The sequence below is a fragment of the Streptomyces sp. NPDC002088 genome (assembly GCF_040296605.1).
Lineage (GTDB): Bacteria > Actinomycetota > Actinomycetes > Streptomycetales > Streptomycetaceae > Streptomyces.
On the sequence record NZ_JBEOXO010000021.1, the window covers coordinates 142,453 to 161,058 of the forward strand.

Genomic DNA, 18,606 nt, shown 5'->3' on the forward strand with positions numbered 1-18,606 from the left:
CGAATCACCGTTTCCGCGAGGTCTAGGAGTTGGAAGGGAGGTGACGGCCGGAGGGGTCAGGGGCGGGCGTACTCGCCGACGTCCTCACCGAGCAGCTCGCGCAGCCGGGCGAGGGCCCGCACACACCGCGTGCGCACCGCCGCCGAGCTGGCGTTCATCGCGTCGGCGGTCTCCTCGATGGAGCGGTCCTCCCAGTAGCGCAGGACGACCACGGCCCGGTCCTTGACGGGCAGCCGGCCGAGCGCCGACATCAGGGTGAGCCGCAGCGACGGGTCGGCGGCGCCGTCCGCTCTGTCGGGCAGGACGTCCGTGGCGCGCTCGCTGCTGCTGCGGCGCCGCTGATGGGCGAGGAACGTACGGGTGAGCACGGTCTGCGCGTAGGCCGCGGGGTTGCCCACCTTGGAGACCCGGCCCCACCGGACGTAGAGCCGCCCGAGGGTCTCCTGCACCAGGTCCTCGGCGAGGTGGGTGTCACCTGCGGTGAGCAGGCACGCGGACCGGTACAGATGTCCCGCGCGTGCCGCAGCGAACTCCGCGTACTCCTCCGCGCGGACCTGCCTCATGTACGCCCCCCTGTTTCCGTACTCGCCCGGGCTTTGCCGCCCTCACCTCATTGATGCGGTGGGGTACGCGGAATGTTTCAAGGGCGGCGCACCGCCTGCTGAGATCTGGCTCACAGTCGGGGCACAGGAGCGCGGTGGGGATCCCTTCACCCGCCCGGTAGGTTGCCGCCGGGAGCAAACCGACACGCGAGGACCGACGATGACGACAGACCCGATGAGCCAGCCGCCGCCCCAGGGCCCGCCGTCGGCGCCGCCTCCCCCACCCGTGCCACCGTACGCGCCGACGGGGTTCGGCCCACCGCCCCCGCAGTACGCGTACGCGCCTCCGCCGGCCCAGCCGGCCCCCGCCGGTCCGGAGTTCCTCGCCGTCGACAAGAACAACTCGGTCGTGGTCGACGAGTCGGGCGTCGCCTTCGAGGCATACGGCCTGAACGTCGACTTCCCCTGGCCCGAGATCCGCAGCGTCCACTACCAGGCCGGCCCCAACGGCAAGGTCCTCATGGTCGCCGTCATCCCGTACGACGGCCGGGTCTACGAGTGTGTGGTCGACGCGAAGAGCCGGGACCGGCTGCGCGAGTGGTTCGCGCAGCTGGCCCCGGTGCTGGGGTACTACCGGCCGATGGGATAGCCGGCGGCCGGTGGGACGGCCGGCGGCCCATGGGACGGCCGGCCGGACGTCGGGCACGCCGTTACGGCAGCGCGTGCACGTGCGGTCCCACCGCGTTCGACCACGCGTTGCCCGCCGCCGCGTCCCAGTTCGTCGACCAGGTCATCGCGCCCCGCAGGTCGGGATAGGTCTTCGACGGCGTGAAGGTGCCGCAGCCCGTCCCCTTGGCCAGGCAGTCCAGCGCGTTGTTCACCACGGTCGGCGACACGTACCCGCTGCCCGCGCCGCTTGTCGAGGCGGGCAGGCCGAGGCCCACCTGGGACGGGGAGAGGCCGCCCTCCAGCTGGATGCAGGCGAGGGCGGTCAGGAAGTCCACGGCCCCCTGGCTGTACACCTTGCCGTCGCAGCCCAGCATCGAACCGCTGTTGTAGTACTGCATGTTGACGACCGTGAGGATGTCCTTGATGTTCAGCGCGGTCTGGAAGTACGTGTTCGACGTCGACTGCATGTCGATGGTCTGCGGAGCCATCGTGATGACCAGCGACGAGCCCGCCTTCGTCGACAGCGAGCGCAGCGCCTGCGTCATGTAGGTCGCGTTGAGGCCGTTCTCCAGGTCGATGTCGACGCCGTCGAAGCCGTACGTCTGCATGAGGGAGTAGACCGAGTTGGCGAAGTTCGCCGCCGACGTCGAGTCGCTCACCGAGACGGTGCCGTTCTGGCCGCCGACGGAGACGATGACCTTCTTCCCGGCCGCCTGCTTCGCCTTGATGTCCGCCTTGAACTGGTCGACGGTGTAGCCGCCGAGGCCCGCCGAGTCCAGGTTGAAGGTCACCGCGCCCGGTGTCGTCGTCGCATCCGCGAACGCCACCGCGATGATGTCGTACTGGGCGGGGACGTCCGAGATCTTCTGGACCGTGGCCCCGTTGTTGAAGTTCTGCCAGTAGCCGGTGACGGCGTGCTTGGGGAGCGCGCTGCCGCCGCCGCTCGACGAGGAGGCCGTGGTACCCGTGACCGCCGTCGACTTCGCCGACTCGCCCGCCGCGTTGGTCGCGGTGACCTGGAAGGAGTACGAGGTGGCCGCCGCGAGTCCGGTCACGGTCGCCGAGGTGCCGGTCACCGCCGTGACCTTCGTACCGTCGCGGTAGACGTTGTAGCCCGTCGCGCCCGAGACGGTGTTCCAGGCCAGGGAGACGGACGAGGACGTCGTACCGGACACCGCCAGGCCTCCCGGCGCGGACGGGACCGTGGGGGCCGGGTCGCCGCCTCCGCCGCCGTCGGGGCCGTAGACCGAGATGTCGTCGGCGTAGTAGGCCGGCTGGCCGTACCAGCCGTGCGTGTAGACCGTGACCGAGGTCGTCGAGGCGCCCGTCGTGAACGTCGTCGACAGTTGTTTCCAGGACGTCGAGTCCGGCGTCCACGTCGACACGTCCGTCGTGCCCGTGCCGGTCGCGCCCAGGTAGGCGTAGCCGCCCTGCACCCAGGCGCTCAGTGTGTACGTCGAGTTGGGCTTCACGGCGACCGTCTGGGTGCACTGGGCGTTGTCCTGCCCGGCCGGCGTCGCCTTCAGCGCGGCCGAGCCGCCGTGCACCGGCGAGGAGACGGTCGTACCGCTGCTCGCGGAACAGGTCCAGTTGGTCAGGCCCGACTCGAAGCCGGCGTTCTTGGCGTTGTTGATCTCAGCGGCTGACGCCACGCTTGTGGTGGCCAGGGTCAGAGACAGGGCGGTCACGGCGGTGGCCGCCCAGAGGCGGGTGCGTCTGGGTGGGGCTGGTGCGCGGTCCACTGAGGCCTCCGGTGGGGAGAGAAGTGGGGGAGGGGGAGGACGGGAAGACGGTGGCCACCGCTGGGAATACAAGTTGGTCCAGACCAATTGGCTTGTCAAGAGGTCCAGACCAAATCCGCCGACGGGCCCGCCGTTGTCCGACGCGATGCACAACCTGCCCCGTTTTGGCGCGACTTGTGCAACAGCAGTTCCCTCTCAGCTACACAAACGCTGTTCTCCGGTCACAGGGCCGTGGATACAGTGCTCAGGTAGTCACGCAATGAAGTCGCCTCGGTGCACCGGAGTAACACCGGTGGACCGACAGGCGTGAGGGACGGGGAGCTGCGCGTGCCAACTGCCATTGCCGTGACCAGTGCCGACATGGCGCTGCCGGCGCAGGACGAGCGGACCCTGCCCGCCGCCGTGCTGCACGACCTGGACCGGCAGCCGCTCGACCAGGCCCTGTCGGGCGTGCAGACGCTGATCGAGCAGCACGGACACGTGATCGTCCTGAGCTCGCGGGCCGCCCCCGCCGCCGTGACGGAGCGGCTGCACACCATCCGATCCCTCCTGGAGAGCGACCGGATCGCCCTGTTCCGCCCGGAGCTGCCCCCGCTCGGAATCGCCGTCCTGGCCCGCCAGTTGCGGCAGCTGGCGTCCTGCGACCTCAGCCCCGGCGTACTCGCCTCCGCGGGCCGGCTCCTCACCCATTACATCCACACCGGCGCGCTCCTCGGCTCCGTCGCCAAGCTCGACCGCGTCCCCGTCGACCTGAAGGCGCACGCCAGGTCCTGGATGCCGGGCAGCCAGTTCGCCGTGCTCGCGCACCCCGCCCCGCAGCTGGTGCGGATCGGCCCCGGAGTCACGCTGGCGGGCCCCGAGTTCGCCACCTCGCTGCTGGTCGCCAAGGGGCAGCTCCCGTCCGACTGGGTCACCGGCACCCTCGCCCCGGCCTGGAACGCCCAAGGGCTGCGCGAAGCCCCGCTGCCGGCCGAGTCCGCCGAGTGGTGGGGTACGGGAAAGCTGGTCGAGTTCTGCGCCCACCTGCCCGATCTGTCGGTGCTCTATCAGCTGGTGACCTCGGTGCGGCAGACCGCCTGCCACTGGTGCGGCATCGACGTCATCGGCGACCGCTGCGTGTTCTGCTCCGCCACGCCCCCCGTCCACGACCTTCCGGTCCCGGCCGGGTGAGGCCCGCTCGCGACGGCCCAGCTCCCGACTGTCCTGCTCGCGACCGCCCAGCTCGCGACCGCCCAGTTCCCGACCGCCCAGTTCCCGACCGCCCTGCTCCCGCCGACTCCAGTAGCCCGCTCGACCGATTCCCCCAATGAGGTTGCACGGTTCATGAACTCCCGTCAGCGCCGCGGCGTGCTTCTCCTGCTCCTGTCGGCCGTCTGCGCCCTGGGCGCGTTCGCCGGCGTCCTGTCCGTCATCAGCGACGTGAAGTCCAAGGTCGGCCCAGAGGTAACGGCGTACGAGCTCAAGTCGAACGTGGCGCCCTACACCACCCTCAGCGCGGGCCAGTTCAAGAAGGTCAGGATGCCCGAGCGCTGGCTGTCGGCGAACGCGGTCACCGATCTCGCCGACATCCGGGGCAAGATCGCGGTCACCACGCTGCGCAAGGGTTCATTGCTGCAGAGCGACATGATTGTGGACCAGCCCGCCCTGCAGCCCGGGCAGCAGGAGGTCGCCATCATGATCGATGCGGCGACCGGTGTCGCCGGCAAGATCACGCCCGGCTCCACGGTCAACGTGTACGCCACCTTCGAGGGTGAGCGGGATGGTGACCCCGCCCAGTCCAAGATCATCGTAACAAACGCGAAGGTTCTCGACGTCGGCGAGCTGACCGCCCTGGAACCGGACGTCGACAACCGCACCCAGCAGCCCACCGACGCCGTCCCCATCACCTTCGCGCTGTCCACCATCGACGCCCAGCGCATCACCTACGCCGAGTCCTTCGCCAAGCGGGTCCGGCTCGCGCTCGTGGCGCCCGGCACCGACACCACGGTCCCCGACAAGGACCGGACCTACGAACTCGCGACCGACAAGTAGGAGGCCCCCCATGCCCACGAGGATCCTCCCGGCCGTCGGCGACGCGGACGCGGTCCGGTCGATCACGACCCTGCTCAGCCAGCTCCCGGACGCCGAACCGGTCGCCCCGGTCGTCGACTCCACGCAGCTCGTCGACACCCTCGCCCGGCTCGCCGCCGAGTCGGTCGACGAACTCCCCGAGGTCGTCGTCGTCCACGAACGCATAGGCCCGGTCCCCGCCCTGGAGCTCATCCGCGAAGTCGCCCTGCGCTTCCCGGCGGTCGGCGTCATCCTCGTCAGCACCGACGCCAGCCCCGGCCTGTTCTCCGCGGCCATGGACTCGGGCGCCCGCGGCCTGGTCGCCCTGCCGCTGAGCTATGAGGAACTCGCCAGCCGCGTCCAGGCGGTGGCTCAGTGGTCGGTGGGCGTACGACGCCATCTGGGCCGCGGCGCCGACGTGCTGCCCGGTGTGGGCGGCAGGGTCGTCACGGTCAGCGGGGCGAAGGGAGGCGTCGGGACCACCCTCACGGCCGTCCACCTGGCCCTGGCCGCCCAGGCGTCGGGCCGCGGCACCGCCCTGGTCGACATGGACCTCCAGGCCGGCGACATCGCCTCCTACCTCGACGTGCAGTTCCGCCGCTCGGTCGTCGACCTCGCCACCATCAGCGACATCTCGCCGCGCGTCCTGGCCGACGCTGTCTTCCGCCACGACACCGGAGTCGCCCTCCTCCTCGCCCCCGGCGAGGGCGAACGCGGCGAGGAGGTCACCGACCGCGCCGCCCGCCAGCTCATCAGCGCCCTGCGCTCCCGCTACGAGGTCGTCGTCATCGACTGCGGCGCCCAGCTCGGCGGGCCCGGCGCGGCCGCCGTCGAGATGGCCGACACCGCGCTGCTGGTCACCACCCCCGACGTGGTCGCGGTACGGGGCGCCAAGCGCATGGTCCGCATGTGGGACCGCCTCCAGATCCGCAAGGCCGAGGAGACGACGGTCGTCGTCAACCGCCACACCCGCGGTACGGAGATCCAGCCCCCGCTCATCCAGAAGATCACCGGCACGGCGATCGCCGCCACCGCGATCCCCGCCAACTTCAAGGAACTCCAGGCCGCCGTCGACGCGGGCCGTATCCACGCCCTCGACAACCGCAGCACGGTGAAACAGGCCCTGTGGACCCTCGCCGGCGAACTGGGCCTGGTCAAGGCCGCCGAGGGCACCCACCGCGCCGGCCGGCTGCGGGGCGGCGACCGGGGGTCGGCGAGTCTGCGGCGGCGGAGGGGCGGCGGGGGATGAGGAGGAGCCGAAGGGTCTTCGTGCGCGACCGGGGCCAGGTCACCATCGAGTTCCTCGGTATGACCCCGCTGATCATCGTGACGCTGGTGCTGCTGTGGCAGTTCGTGCTCGTGGGATACACGTTCACGCTCGCCGGGAATGCTGCGGACGAGGCGGTGCGGGCGGGCACGGCGGCGCACCCGGGGGAGCGGCAGGCGGCGTGCGAACAGGCCGGCCTGGACAAGCTGTCGGACGCGTGGAAGGGGGGCGCCCAGGTGAACTGCACCACCGGAGGCGGCTATGTGAGGTCCTCGGTCTCCCTCAAGGTGCCCGTTCTCTTCCCGGGCGCGGTCGCCTTCCCGTTCACCGTGCACGGCAGCGCGGGCGCGGTGGAGGAGGCGAAGGACTGAGATGCCGTACGACGTCAGGCCACGGGACCGCGGCCAGGTCGCCATCGAGTACCTCGGGTTCATCCCGATCCTGCTCCTGGTCGCCCTGGCCGGCATCCAGCTCGGCATGGTCGCCTACACCGCCCAGCAGGCCGGCACCGCGGCCCGCGCCGGTGCGCGCAGCGCCTCGCTCGACGGGGGCTACCAGGGTGCCTGCCAGAACGCGGTCAGCGACTGGCTGGCCGACGGCACGTCCTGTTCGAGCGCGGACCTGGGCGACTCCGTACGCGTCACCGCCGAGATCGACATCCCCTCCGTCGTCCCCGGCTGGGACTTCGGGCGGGCGAGCAGGACGGCGACGATGCCCAAGGACCACTGACCGACGACCGCGTAGGGACCGACTGACCGACGACCGCGTAGGGACCGCACGAGCGAGGACCGCACGAGCAAGGACCGTACGAGCAAGGACCGCACGAGCAAGGAGCAAGGGACGATGAGCCTGCGGGCACGTATCAACTCCCCCGAGGAGAACGGCAGCCGGGGCGAGGACGGCCACCTGGTCGCCTCGTACCGTGCCAAGCTCCTGGAGGAGATCGACCTCGCGGAGATGAGCTCGCTGGCCGCGGCCGAACGCAGGGCACGCCTGGAGCGGGTGCTCGGGCACATCATCAGCCGCGAGGGCCCGGTCCTGTCCACGGTCGAACGCTCGCAGCTGATCCGCCGGGTCGTCGACGAGGCCCTCGGGCTCGGCATCCTGGAACCGCTCCTCGAAGACGCGTCGATCACCGAGATCATGGTCAACGGACCGGACGCGATCTTCGTGGAACGCGGCGGCCGCGTCGAGCAGCTGCCCCTCCGCTTCGCCTCCGCCGACCAGCTGATGCAGACCATCGAACGCATCGTCTCCACCGTCAACCGCCGCGTGGACGAGTCCAACCCGATGGTCGACGCCCGCCTCCCGTCCGGCGAGCGCGTCAACGTCATCATCCCGCCGCTGTCCCTGACCGGCCCGACCCTCACCATCCGCCGCTTCCCGCGCTCCTACACCCTCCAGGAACTGGTCTCCTTCGGCTCCCTCGACGAGCACATGCTGTTCCTGCTCGCGGGGCTGGTGCAGGCGAAGTTCAACATCATCGTCTCGGGCGCGACCGGCACCGGAAAGACCACCCTGCTCAACGCCCTCTCCGGCCTGATCCCCGGCGGCGAACGCATCATCACCATCGAGGACTCGGCGGAACTCCAGCTCCAGCAGGCACACGTGATCCGCCTGGAGTCCCGGCCCCCGAACGTCGAGGGCAAGGGCCAGGTGACCATCCGCGACCTGGTCCGCAACTCGCTGCGCATGCGGCCCGACCGGATCGTCGTCGGTGAGGTCCGCGGCGGCGAGTCCCTCGACATGCTCCAGGCGATGTCGACCGGCCACGACGGGTCGCTCGCCACCGTCCACGCCAACAGCGCCGAGGACGCGCTGACCCGCCTCCAGACCCTGGCCTCCATGTCGGACGTCGAGGTCCCCTTCGTCGCGCTGCACGACCAGATCAACAGTGCCGTCGACGTCCTCATCCAGCTCACCCGGTTCGCCGACGGCGCCCGCCGCGTCACCGAGATCGCCCTCCTCGACAGTCACGGCGGCGAGCCCTACCGGCTGACCACCGCCGTCCGCTTCGACGCCCGGCCGATGGCCGCCGACGGCCGCGTCCACGGCGCCTTCCAGTACTTCCCGCTCCCGCGCCGCACCGCCGACCGCCTCTACATGGCGAGCCAGCCCATCCCCCAGGCCTTCGGCGTCGCCCACACGACGGACCAGCTGGCCATCCGAGAAGCCAGGTAACCAGGTAGACCGGTAGACGGTAGACAGGACGGACCCCCCGATGGATCTCCAGACGCGCATCACCCTCACCACCGGCGTCACCCTGCTGACCTGCGCCCTCGCCGTCCTCGGCCTGCACGCCTACGCCACCGGCCGGGCCCAGCGGGCGGCACTCGTCGAGCGTCTGTCGCACACCGGCCAGGTTCCCCTCACCGGCCGCCGGCGCCGCTTCCGCAACCTCGACCGCCGCCTGCGCCGTACGAAGGCGGGCCGGAAACTGGAACTGAGACTGGCCGCGACGGGCCTGGACGTCACCCCCGGCGAGTTCTTCGCCTACATGATGGCGACGGTGGCCGGCCTCTTCCTGGTCGGCCAGGCCTCCCTCGCCCCCTTCTTCGGCCCGATCGCGGGCGTCCTCGGCATCTGGGCGGCCCTGCAGTTCCTGAACTGGCAACGCCAGAAACGCATCGAGAAGTTCATCAACCAACTCCCCGAACTCGCCCGCATCCTCGCCAACGCCACCCAGGCCGGCCTCGCCCTGCGCACCGCGATCGGCATGGCGGCGGAGGAACTGGAGGCCCCGGCCGGCGAGGAACTCGGAAAGGTCGCCGACCAGTTGGCGCTCGGCCAGTCCATGGACGACGCCCTGGGCGAGCTCGCCGACCGGCTCCCGTCGCGCGAGCTGGTCGTCCTGGTCACCACCCTCGTGCTGTCCAACCGGGCGGGCGGCCAGGTGGTGGGCGCGCTGCGCAACCTCACCGAGACGCTGGAGGAACGCAAGGAGACCCGCCGCGAGATCCGCACCCAGCTCTCCCAGGTCAACATGACGTCGTACGCCGTCCCCGTCCTCGGCATCGGCTCCCTGTTCCTGATGAACGGCGTCAAGGACGGCGCCCTGGACCGCATGACCGGCTCGACCGCCGGGCAGGCCTGCGTGATCATCGCCTTTGCCCTGTACACGGTCGGGTTCGTCCTCATCCGTCGTATGTCCCGGATCGACGTCTGAGGCCGGGGAGGGGACGAACTCATGACCGGACAAGGAATGGCATTCGCTCTGGCCCTGCTCATGGGCCTGAGCGTCTGGGGCATCTTCGCGGGCATCCGCATGTACCGCGCGGACGTCAAACTGCCCAGCGACCTGGTGCTGGCCCTGGAGGTCGGCGCCACCCGGACCGGCGCGGTCGACTCCCTCGTCGACCGGCTCGGCATGCGGTACGCCCCCGCCGTACTGCGCCTGATGGGCCCCAGGATGGTCGCCCGCTACCGCCGCAAGATCGACCTGGCGGGCAACCCGGGCGGCCTGACGATCGACCGTTACGCGGCGCGCCGCGCGGTCTACGGTGCGCTCGGCGGCTTCGGAGCACTGGTGTTCGTTCTGCGGGGCCAGTACTTCGTGGCCCTCCTGCTGCTGGCCTTCGGCGCGTTCTGGACGGAGGTCGGCATCTGGGCGGCGATCCGTATCCGCAGGGACGTCATCGAACGGACGCTGCCGGACTTCCTGGACGTCCTCGCCGTCGTGGTCGGCGCGGGCCTCGGCTTCCGCCAGGCCCTGGACCGCGTGGCGACCCGGTACGAGGGCCCATGGGCGGACGAGATCCGCATCACCCTGCGCCAGATGGACCTCGGCATGAGCCGCCGCCAGGCCTTCGCCGAGTTGCGCCGCCGCAACGACTCCGAGCAGGTCGCCATGTTCGTGACGGCGCTCCAGCAGGGCGAGGAACTGGGCGCACCCATCGTCGACACGCTCGTCGCCATCGCCAAGGACATGCGCCGTACGGACGCGCAGAACGCCCGCCGCAAGGCCGCGCGCGCGGTACCCCGGGCCACGCTGGTGATCACCACGTTCATGGTCCCGGCCACGATGCTCCTGCTCGGCGCGGGCCTGCTGCTGGGCTCGGGCACGGACTTCGGCTCGATCACGGGGAAGTAGGCGGGCGGGTGACGGTGACGGAGATGACGAGGCGACGGGGTTTCCGGTGGCGGCGCCGGACGCAGCGGGCGGAAGCAGAGGCGGCGAAAGGGGTCTCGCCCCCGACGATCCCCATCCAGGTCAACGCCCTCCAGGCGATGTGCCGCCAGGTCTTCGGCTTCCGCCTGGCGATGATCGCCCTGGCCACCCCATCCGCCCTCCTCAACGCCCAACCGGGCCTGGGCGCCCGCCTGGTGGGAGCAGCGGTGGTCGTCACCTTCATGACGAGCTACGTCCTCTTCCGCGACTGGGAACGCTTCGGCCCCCTCCTCCTGCGCCACCCCACCCTCCTGGCCGTGGACACCCTCTTCGGCTCCCTGCTCCTGATCTCCGCGGGCCCGGACACGACCCTCGCCTACGTCAGCGTCTGCACCCCCCTCCTCGCGGGCATCGTCTACAGCTGGCGAGGCGCGGCCTGCTTCGCCTCCCTCCAGTCGCTGATCCTCCTGCTGGTCTACGCGTCGACGAAGGACCCGCACGCCGGCCTCTCCGAGTCCCTGCTCTTCCCCGGCCTCTGCGTCATCACCGGCGCCCTCGGCTCGACCCTGCGCGGCCTGCTGCTCCGCTTCGGCGCCGCCACCCACGCCCTGACCGCCGTGCAGTCCCGCCTGGCCGTGACGGAAGCGGTGGCCGCCGAACGGGCCCGCCTGGCACGCGAGATGCACGACTCGGTGGCGAAGACCCTGCACGGGGTGGCTTTGGCGGCGGAGGCCCTGGCCACCACGGCCGGCACGGAGCGGATGGACCCCGTTCTGGTGCGGCAGCAGGCGGAACTGGTGGCGCGCTCGGCCCGCCGTGCTGCGACCGAGTCCCGCGAACTCCTCACCGACCTGCGCGACAGGACCGCCCTCGACGCCACCGACGTACTGGGCGAACTGGCCACCAGGACAAGTGACTTCAGCACCCGAACCGGCCTCCCGGCCACGTACCACCCCACAGGTGACCCGGTGGCGGCCGCTCCGCCTCTCCCGCCCGCCGTGGCCCGCCAACTCCTCACCATCGCCGGCGAGGCCATGGAGAACGCCCACCGCCACGCGGCCCCGACCCGCGTGGACGTCCGTGCGGGCGTCCACGGCGACCTGCTGCGCATCAGCGTCTACGACGACGGCCGCGGCCTGCCCCCCGAAACGACTCTCGAACGACTCCGCCGCGAGGGCCACTTCGGCCTGCTCGGCATGGTCGAACGCGCGGCAGCGGTAGGCGCCCGCATCCACATCGGCCGCGGCGGCCACACCCGGGGTACCGAGGTCAGTCTGGAACTGGAGCTGACGGCGGCCCCGACCCGAGAGGAGGCCCCCCGATGACGATGACGGACCGACCACCTCGCGTGCCCGCGAAACCCCTGCGGGTCGTCGTGGCGGACGACAATCCCGTGGTCCGCGCGGGCCTCACGGCCCTCCTCTCCGGCCGCGAGGACATCACGGTCGTAGCGGAGGCAGCCGACGGCCACGAGGCCTGCGAGGCGGCCGACCGCCACCGCCCCGACGTGGTCCTCCTGGACGTCCGCATGCCCGGAGTGGACGGCATCTCGGCGCTCCCGTACCTGGTGCGGATCGCCCCGGTCATGATGCTGACGTACACCCGGGAGTCGGAGATCGTCCGTGAGGCCCTGCTGAGGGGAGCGGGCGGCTATCTGGTCCACGGCGAGTTCACGGTGGACCAACTGGTCGCGGCGGTACGGGACATCAGGGACGGGCGGGCCCACTTCACAGCGACGGCAGCGGACGCACTGCTGGCTCAGCTGCGTGGAGTGGATGCGATTGCACACGATGGGGCGGCGCCTCGTCCTTTGCCCCGTAAGACTTCTCCACAAAACCTTTCGCAAGTGCAACCAAGTATGGGACAGTCGTCCCAACTCAGTGTGAGGGAGGCGGAGATCATGGACCTGATCGCGTCGGGCATGAACAACCAGCAGATCGCCGCCACGTGCTTCATCAGCGAGAAGACGGTCAAGAACCACATCAACCGCATCTTCGCCAAGCTCCACAGCACAAGCCGCTCGGAGGCGGTCGCGAAGTGGCTGGGGGTGGCCTGAGTGACGGGGTGGGGGGGAAGTTGGGCCCGGATGTGGGCCCTCGGGCCCTTCGGCGGCCCGGACACGTCGGCATACGTTCCTCGTGACGCGACACCTGGAGGGGCACACCATGAGCGACCTCATGCTGAAGACGGCCGTCGCGGCCAAGGTCCGCGTGAACGGCTGGAAGAACACGACGGCGGAGGCGATGCGACGCCGGGCCGGCGACAAGGGGCAGACCGCGGTCGAGTATCTGGGCATCATCGCGGTGGTTGTGGCGATCGTGCTGGCTATTACGGGTACGGACATCGGGCAGACGATCCTCGACAAGATCAAGGCGAAGATCACCGAAATCACCTGATGCGTTCGCGCGGGCGCGGTGACGCAGGGCAGGCCTTCCCCATCTACATCACGGTGGTGGCGGGCCTGCTCTTTCTTGCGTTCGCCTACCTCGCGGTCGGCCAAGCGGCAGCGAACCGGAACGGAGCACAGACGGCAGCCGACGCGGCGGCGCTCGCGGCGGCCCAGGACACCCGAGACCAGCTTGCGGGCAAATGGCTCGATGACGTCCTCGACCCGACCAAGTGGCAGGACGTCTTCGACGGCAATGTGACGGTCGATCCTTCATGCTGGCGGGCCTATCAGTTGGCCGCGCAGAATGAGGCCCACGTGACCGGCTGCGGTCCCGATGGTCTTCTCGGCTACACGGTCGACGTCCAGACGGACAAGCCGGTCGGAGACTCCGTCGTTCCCGGTACGGAGGACACGTACGCGAAGGCGTCCGCCACTGCCGTGATCGAGCCGCTCTGCATGTTCGAGCTCCCGGGCGAGGACGCCGGTGACGACGTACTGCCGCAGCTCACCTGCAAGGACCGGAACTGGGACCTGGACCCGGACGACAGCGCGACGCTCCCGGAACCCGAGGATCTCTTCGACGTCCACCTGGCCGACTGACATGCGAACGACGAGTGAAGGAAGCAGAGCTATGAGCATTCGGTTCACTGCGAAGGCCCGCAGCGGGATGGTCGCGTTGACTGTTGTGGCCGGCCTGGCTCTTGGCGTGGCCGGCTGCGGCGGAGGTGGCGACGACGACAAGAAGCCGGAGACCTCGGCTTCCGCCACCAAGGGCAACGGATCCAACCCGAGTGCTCAAGAGGGGCAGTCTGAAGAGCCGCTGGCCGAGTTGAAGGGGCCACAGGGCCTGCTCCTGCAAATCACCTCAGCGGCGCGGGACTCGGGCGGTTTTGTCACAGTGAACGGAAACATGAAGAACGACGGATCCGGCACGGTCGTCATTCCGTCCAATCTGAGCGGCAACGAGACCGAGATCATCAGGAACGGCAGCTCACTGGGTGGCGCCACGCTGGTGGATTCCAAGGGGAAGAAGCGCTATTACGTCCTGCGTGACACCGAGGGGCGCCCGCTCACCACGACGGGCCTGCCGGCTTTGAAGGCCGGTGAGTCGATCCCGGTGTTCATGCAGTTCCCATCCCCTCCGACCAGTACCACTGAGGTCGGCTTCCAGCTGCCCGGCTTCCCCACCGCGACCATTCAGATCTCCGGGTGAGGCCCGTCATGCCGCGTCTGCTTCTCACCCTCACCGCTGCGTCGTGCATGGTCGCTGCGAACGTCGTCGGCGCAGCAACCGCGCACGCCGACGACAGCCCCAGCGTTCCGCCGGGCATCGAAGCGAGTGCCTCGGCCCCTGTCCAAGTCGATCCCAACGACCCCGACCTGAAGCTGCCGGACGGCGCCACCCTCGCCACCCCCAAAGTCCTGGACATCAAGTCGGTCGTAGAAGACCAGTCCGGAGACGAACGCCGAGAAGACACCAACTCGTCCGTGAAGTTCGCCCTCCAGGCCGAGGTCCTCTTCGGCAAGGACAGCGCGAAGCTGAGCGCCGACGCGAAGGCGCGCATCGCCGCGATCGCCGAGGAGATCAAGAAGCAGAACGCGACGAACATCCGCGTCTTCGGCTTCACCGACAACCTTGGCAGCTCGGCCCACGGCGACGTCCTATCGAAGCAGCGCGCCAACGCCGTACAGGACGTCCTCTCCCAGGACCTGAACGACCCGAACATCACCTTCGAGGTACGCGGCTACGGCGAGCAGTACCCGATCTCGTCGAACGCGACGGAGGAGGGCCGCAAGAAGAACCGACGGGTGGAGGTCTCGTTCCCGCGCTCGGGGAGCTGAGGGCGGGCGGGCCTACAGCAGGTGATCGGCCACCCCCGCCACACCCACCCCCGCCTCGCCGACGCCTGCGACACCCGGCGCCGCGCGGACCTGCGCGTGCTGGCCTGCGTAGTACGGGCCTGCGGCGGGGACTGGGGATTCGGCGAGGCCCGCGAACCGGGCGGGGCACGCGTATGTGGGCGGTACTGCCACGGACAGGCGCCTGCGCCTACCTCAGCGACGGGCAGCCTTGAGCACAACGTGACAGTTTCGAGTGAACTGTTACATCCGCCCGACGGTCACTGGTCAGCGGGCCGCACCTCGACCCGCGCCCCCACCCGCAGCCCCCACCCCGCCATCGCCCCGGCCTCCGCCTCCAGCACATGCCGGGAACGTAGCCGGGGCAGCCCCAGCCGCCCCGGCCTCATCGTGCGGACGGCGATGACGCGCAGGCGGCGGTCGACGTAGGCGACGTCGATGGGGATGCGCATGCCGAAGGTGTGCACGCTGCCTGCGGGGGAGAGCAAGACGGCCCCGTCGACGGAGTCCCGGCCCAGCAGGCCCTTCGTACGGGCGCGGTACGAGGTGGCGATCTCCAACGGGACGGTGATCGTGTCCCCCTCACGCCGTACCACCAGCACTCCCCGCCCGTCCCGCCAGCGCTGCCCCATGCCGGTCACCTCCCCCGTTCCGGTCCGACGGTAACCGCCTGCCGCCCACCCGCATGAGACCGTAAGTCCGTGGTCCCCTCACAACGACGTGACGGAAGCGAGCACCGCATGCGCAACATCGTCCTGATGATGTCCGTGTCCCTGGACGGCTACATGGAGGGCCCGGACCGCGACATCAGCTGGCACCGCGTCGACGACGCGGTGCACCAGCACTTCAACGACCTCCTCCGCCACATGGGCGCCTTCCTCAGCGGCCGCGTCGTCCACGAGCTGATGGCCGGTTACTGGCCCACGGCCGACGCGGACCCCGACGTCACCGCCCCGATGGCCGAGTTCGCCGGGATCTGGCGGGACAAGCCGAAGATCGTCTACTCGCGGACCCTGACGCACGCCGACTGGAACACCACGATCGTCCGTGACGTCGTCCCCGAGGAGGTCAGGACGCTCAAGGAGCAGCCGGGCGGCGACCTGGCGCTCAGCGGGGCAAACCTCGCCGCGGAGTTCCTGCGACACGACCTCGTCGACGAGTTCCGGGTGTACGTCCATCCGGTGCTCGTCGGCAGCGGCACGCCCATGTTCCCGCAGTCGCCGACGACCACGGCACTGCGGCACGTCGAGACCCGTACCTTCGGCAACGGCGTCGTACTTCTGAGGTATGAGCGCGCCGATCGGGCCGACGCGTAAAGGAGTTGTGGGGCGGGCCGGTGCCGGATAGGAAGCTTGCATGACTGGACTCGGTGCTGTCTTCCGTCCCCAACTTCCTCCCGAGCGACTGCGCGCGGTGGTCCGCCTCGCGGACGAGACGGGCCTCGAAGAGCTCTGGCTGTGGGAGGACTGTTTCCGCGAGGGCGGGATCTCGACGGCGGCGGCCGCGCTCGCGTGGACCGAGCGGGTGCGCGTCGGGGTCGGCCTTCTGCCCGTGCCGTTGCGGAACGTCGCCATTACCGCGATGGAGGCCGCCTCGCTCCACCGGATGTTCCCAGGCCGCGCCGTCCTCGCCGTCGGGCACGGCGTGCAGGACTGGATGGGGCAGGTCGGGGCGCGCGCCGAGTCCCCGCTGACCCTCCTGCGCGAGCATCTGCACGCGCTACGCGCCCTGTTGCGCGGGGAGCGGCTCACGACCGACGGACGGTACGTCAAGCTCGACGACGTCGGCCTCGACTGGCCGCCGGCGGGAGCCCCCGTCGAGGTGCTGGCCGGTGCCACCGGGCCGCGCACGCTGCGGCTGTCCGGCGAGGCCGCCGACGGCACGGTCCTTACGGCCGCCACCCCGCCCGACGGCGTCCGCCGGGCCCGCCGCCTCATCGACGAGGGCCGGGAGTCGGCCGGTCGCACCGACCCGCACAAGGTCGTCGTCTACCTTCTCGCCGCGACCGGCCCCGACGCCGCCGCCCGCCTGCGCGCCGAGCTGGAGTACGAGGGCCTCGCCGCCGTCCCCGACCTGGGCGTCGCCGGAGACGCGACCGCCGTCGCCAAGGCCGTCCAAAGCCTGGCCGACGCCGGCGCCGACACGGTGATCCTCCAGCCGACGGGGGACGAACCCGACCCCGAGGGCTTCGTACGGTTCACGGCGGAGGAGGTACGGCCGCTGCTCGGCTGACCGCCGCCCGCGCTCACTCCGGCCGACGATCCCCCGTGGCCCCGTCGATCAGCTCCCGCACGATGTCCATGTGCCCGGCGTGTCTCGCCGTCTCCTCGATCATGTGGACGAGGACCCAGCGGAGCGACACCGTATGGTCCCGCCACGACGGCCGGCCCAGGCCGTCCAGGGACAGCTCGGTGATCGTGCGGTCGGCGGCGGCGCGTGCGCGGGCGTAGAAGGAGACGATCTGCTCGGTCGTCTCGCCCTGGTCCGCGCGCATGTCCTCGTCCTCGCCCGGGTCGAACCACAGCGGTTCGACCTCGCGGCCGAAGGTCTCCATGAACCAGGCGTACTCCACCGCCCCGAGGTGCTTCACCAGGCCGAGCAGACTGGTCCCCGACGGTGTCATCGGCCGCCGCAGCTGCTCGTCGTCCAGCCCCTCCAGCTTCCACACCACAGCATCCCGGTGCCGGTCCAGGCTCGCGCGCAGTGTCTCCTTCTCCGAGCCCTGGTACGGCATTCCGGAGGCCCCACCAGAGACATCACCGGCAACATGAGGAGCGTCAGATTGCGTCATGCCGCCGAAACTAGCAGCGCCCACTGACAACGCCCTGCCACGATCACCACCACCGGGCATGCGGGCCCGCGACCCCGCCGTCATGAAGATGACGTCCGCCCGGCTGCGGGAAAAAGGTCGACGTCCACGACGGCCTGCGCGAAGTCGCGGGGCGCTTCCTGGGGCAGATTGTGACCGATCCCCTTCAGGGTTCGGTGCGCATAGTGACCGGTGAACTTATCGCGATAGGAAGAGCCGCCGCCCGCAGGCGTGAAGGGATCGGCCTCGCCGTCGAGGGTGATCGTGGGCACGGTGATGACGGGACTTGCGGCAAGCCGCTTTTCGAGGTCGTCGTAACGGGGGTCGCCCTTGGCCAGGCTCAGCCGCCAGCGATAATTGTCGATCACGATGCTGACGTAATCCGGATTGCGGAACGCTGCCGCGGTGCGATCGAACGTGGCGTCACTAAAATCCCATGTCGGGGAGTTGAACTTCCAGATCTGCTTCGCCAGATCATGCCGGTTCTGTTCGAGGCCGAGCCGGCCTCTCTCCGTGGCGAAGTAGAACTGATACCACCACGCCCACTCGAGCTTCGGCGGCAACGGCTTCTTGTTGGCTTCCAGGTTCGTGATCAGATAGCCGCTCACGGAGACCAAGCCCTTGACCCGCTCCGGCCAGAGCGCCGCAATGATGTCCGCCGTCCGCGATCCCCAGTCGTAGCCTGCGAGGATCGCCTTGTCGATCCGCAGCGCATCCATCAAAGCGATGATGTCGACAGCAAATACCGACTGCTGTGCGTTCCGGAACGTCCCGCTCGAAAGGAAGCGCGTCGTGCCATGGCCCCGCAGATACGGAACGATGACCCGGTACCCCTTTTCCGCCAGCAGCGGCGCGACAGCGACGTAACTGTGAATGTCGTAAGGCCAGCCGTGCAGGAGAACAACGACCGGCCCATGGGCCGGGCCCAATTCGGCGTATCCCACATTCAGGACGCCGGCCTTGACCTGCTTCAATGAGCCGAACCCCGAGTCTTCCTTCACCCTGCCGACGTCGCCCCCGCCGCCGAGCAGCTCGTCCGTCTGCGGAAACTGATTGTTTTCGCCGGACATGGCAGTCGAGCATGCCACGGAAAGGCTGGCCGTCGAGGCCGCAACCGCTCCCGTACCGACGACCTTTCCGAAGGCTCGTCTGCTGATCATCTCCATACTTC

At 69.9% G+C, this 18,606-nt stretch carries 22 protein-coding genes and 1 pseudogene; 18 read left to right on the top strand and 5 right to left on the bottom strand.

Annotation, left to right across the window (positions count from 1 at the left end; all coding sequences use genetic code 11):
* Window positions 1-56 precede the first annotated feature (56 nt).
* The gene (locus ABT114_RS35390) at window positions 57-563 is read right to left on the bottom strand and encodes a SigE family RNA polymerase sigma factor (protein ID WP_351147072.1); all 507 of its coding nucleotides are present in this window, start codon (window positions 561-563) and stop codon (window positions 57-59) included.
* A 199-nt stretch (window positions 564-762) separates the two neighbouring features.
* Between ABT114_RS35390 and ABT114_RS35395 the strand changes: the two genes are divergently transcribed.
* Window positions 763-1,191, top strand: a complete 429-nt coding sequence (locus ABT114_RS35395; RefSeq protein ID WP_351147074.1) for a hypothetical protein — start codon at window positions 763-765, stop codon at window positions 1,189-1,191.
* Window positions 1,192-1,252: 61 nt separating this feature from the next.
* Here the strand turns inward: ABT114_RS35395 and ABT114_RS35400 are convergent, their stop codons facing one another.
* Window positions 1,253-2,953 carry a chitinase gene (locus ABT114_RS35400; protein ID WP_351147075.1) on the bottom strand — a complete coding sequence of 567 codons (1,701 nt, stop codon included), beginning with the start codon at window positions 2,951-2,953 and terminating at the stop codon, window positions 1,253-1,255.
* A 360-nt stretch (window positions 2,954-3,313) separates the two neighbouring features.
* Here ABT114_RS35400 and ABT114_RS35405 point away from each other — a divergent pair, with 360 nt between their 5' ends.
* The 15 genes and pseudogenes from ABT114_RS35405 to ABT114_RS35475 all read left to right on the top strand — a co-directional run.
* Window positions 3,314-4,123, top strand: coding sequence for a hypothetical protein (locus tag ABT114_RS35405; RefSeq protein WP_351147174.1), 810 nt, complete (start codon window positions 3,314-3,316; stop codon window positions 4,121-4,123).
* Between the two features lie 153 nt (window positions 4,124-4,276).
* Window positions 4,277-4,984 carry a Flp pilus assembly protein CpaB gene (gene cpaB / locus ABT114_RS35410; RefSeq protein WP_351147077.1) on the top strand — a complete coding sequence of 236 codons (708 nt, stop codon included), beginning with the start codon at window positions 4,277-4,279 and terminating at the stop codon, window positions 4,982-4,984.
* A gap of 10 nt (window positions 4,985-4,994) precedes the next feature.
* Window positions 4,995-6,251 (top strand): CpaE/TadZ family protein, encoded by a 1,257-nt coding sequence (locus tag ABT114_RS35415; RefSeq protein WP_351147079.1) that lies wholly within the window; start codon window positions 4,995-4,997, stop codon window positions 6,249-6,251.
* Entirely contained in the window at window positions 6,248-6,640 is a 393-nt protein-coding gene (locus tag ABT114_RS35420; protein ID WP_502988444.1) for a TadE/TadG family type IV pilus assembly protein, read from the top strand. The genes ABT114_RS35415 and ABT114_RS35420 overlap by 4 nt, the downstream gene beginning before the upstream one ends.
* 1 nt (window position 6,641) lies before the next feature.
* A complete protein-coding gene (locus ABT114_RS35425) occupies window positions 6,642-6,998 on the top strand; it encodes a TadE/TadG family type IV pilus assembly protein (protein WP_351147081.1) in 357 nt (118 codons plus the stop codon).
* Window positions 6,999-7,112: 114 nt separating this feature from the next.
* On the top strand, window positions 7,113-8,450 hold the full coding sequence (locus ABT114_RS35430; RefSeq protein WP_351147083.1) for a TadA family conjugal transfer-associated ATPase: 1,338 nt from the start codon (window positions 7,113-7,115) through the stop codon (window positions 8,448-8,450).
* Between the two features lie 40 nt (window positions 8,451-8,490).
* Window positions 8,491-9,435: a type II secretion system F family protein gene (locus ABT114_RS35435; protein WP_351147085.1), complete on the top strand. Its 945-nt coding sequence runs from the start codon at window positions 8,491-8,493 to the stop codon at window positions 9,433-9,435.
* 36 nt (window positions 9,436-9,471) lie between these two features.
* Window positions 9,472-10,359: a DUF5936 domain-containing protein gene (locus ABT114_RS35440; protein ID WP_351147178.1), complete on the top strand. Its 888-nt coding sequence runs from the start codon at window positions 9,472-9,474 to the stop codon at window positions 10,357-10,359.
* A 23-nt stretch (window positions 10,360-10,382) separates the two neighbouring features.
* Window positions 10,383-11,702, top strand: a complete 1,320-nt coding sequence (locus ABT114_RS35445; RefSeq protein WP_351147087.1) for a sensor histidine kinase — start codon at window positions 10,383-10,385, stop codon at window positions 11,700-11,702.
* Window positions 11,699-12,433, top strand: coding sequence for a response regulator (locus tag ABT114_RS35450; RefSeq protein WP_351147089.1), 735 nt, complete (start codon window positions 11,699-11,701; stop codon window positions 12,431-12,433). Before ABT114_RS35445 ends, ABT114_RS35450 begins: the two co-directional genes overlap by 4 nt.
* Window positions 12,434-12,542: 109 nt before the next feature.
* Window positions 12,543-12,773: a hypothetical protein gene (locus ABT114_RS35455; protein WP_351147090.1), complete on the top strand. Its 231-nt coding sequence runs from the start codon at window positions 12,543-12,545 to the stop codon at window positions 12,771-12,773.
* Window positions 12,773-13,366, top strand: a complete 594-nt coding sequence (locus tag ABT114_RS35460; RefSeq protein ID WP_351147092.1) for a pilus assembly protein TadG-related protein — start codon at window positions 12,773-12,775, stop codon at window positions 13,364-13,366. The genes ABT114_RS35455 and ABT114_RS35460 overlap by 1 nt, the downstream gene beginning before the upstream one ends.
* Window positions 13,367-13,397: 31 nt before the next feature.
* Window positions 13,398-13,979, top strand: a complete 582-nt coding sequence (locus ABT114_RS35465) for a hypothetical protein (protein ID WP_351147094.1) — start codon at window positions 13,398-13,400, stop codon at window positions 13,977-13,979.
* Window positions 13,980-13,987: 8 nt separating this feature from the next.
* On the top strand, window positions 13,988-14,608 hold the full coding sequence (locus ABT114_RS35470; protein WP_351147095.1) for an OmpA family protein: 621 nt from the start codon (window positions 13,988-13,990) through the stop codon (window positions 14,606-14,608).
* 27 nt (window positions 14,609-14,635) lie between these two features.
* Window positions 14,636-14,841, top strand: a pseudogene (locus tag ABT114_RS35475) (ATP-binding protein); the annotation flags it as partial.
* Between the two features lie 45 nt (window positions 14,842-14,886).
* On the opposite strand, the gene ABT114_RS35480 reads toward ABT114_RS35475, so the two are convergent.
* Window positions 14,887-15,258, bottom strand: a complete 372-nt coding sequence (locus ABT114_RS35480; protein ID WP_351147097.1) for a DUF192 domain-containing protein — start codon at window positions 15,256-15,258, stop codon at window positions 14,887-14,889.
* Between the two features lie 108 nt (window positions 15,259-15,366).
* Here ABT114_RS35480 and ABT114_RS35485 point away from each other — a divergent pair, with 108 nt between their 5' ends.
* Both ABT114_RS35485 and ABT114_RS35490 read left to right on the top strand, forming a co-directional pair.
* Window positions 15,367-15,942, top strand: coding sequence for a dihydrofolate reductase family protein (locus ABT114_RS35485; protein WP_351147099.1), 576 nt, complete (start codon window positions 15,367-15,369; stop codon window positions 15,940-15,942).
* Window positions 15,943-15,982: 40 nt separating this feature from the next.
* On the top strand, window positions 15,983-16,858 hold the full coding sequence (locus ABT114_RS35490) for an LLM class flavin-dependent oxidoreductase (protein ID WP_351147100.1): 876 nt from the start codon (window positions 15,983-15,985) through the stop codon (window positions 16,856-16,858).
* A gap of 13 nt (window positions 16,859-16,871) precedes the next feature.
* On the opposite strand, the gene ABT114_RS35495 is transcribed toward ABT114_RS35490, so the two are convergent.
* Both ABT114_RS35495 and ABT114_RS35500 read right to left on the bottom strand, forming a co-directional pair.
* Window positions 16,872-17,360: a DinB family protein gene (locus tag ABT114_RS35495; protein WP_351147102.1), complete on the bottom strand. Its 489-nt coding sequence runs from the start codon at window positions 17,358-17,360 to the stop codon at window positions 16,872-16,874.
* Window positions 17,361-17,497: 137 nt separating this feature from the next.
* Window positions 17,498-18,595, bottom strand: a complete 1,098-nt coding sequence (locus ABT114_RS35500) for an alpha/beta fold hydrolase (RefSeq protein WP_351147180.1) — start codon at window positions 18,593-18,595, stop codon at window positions 17,498-17,500.
* Window positions 18,596-18,606 lie beyond the last annotated feature (11 nt).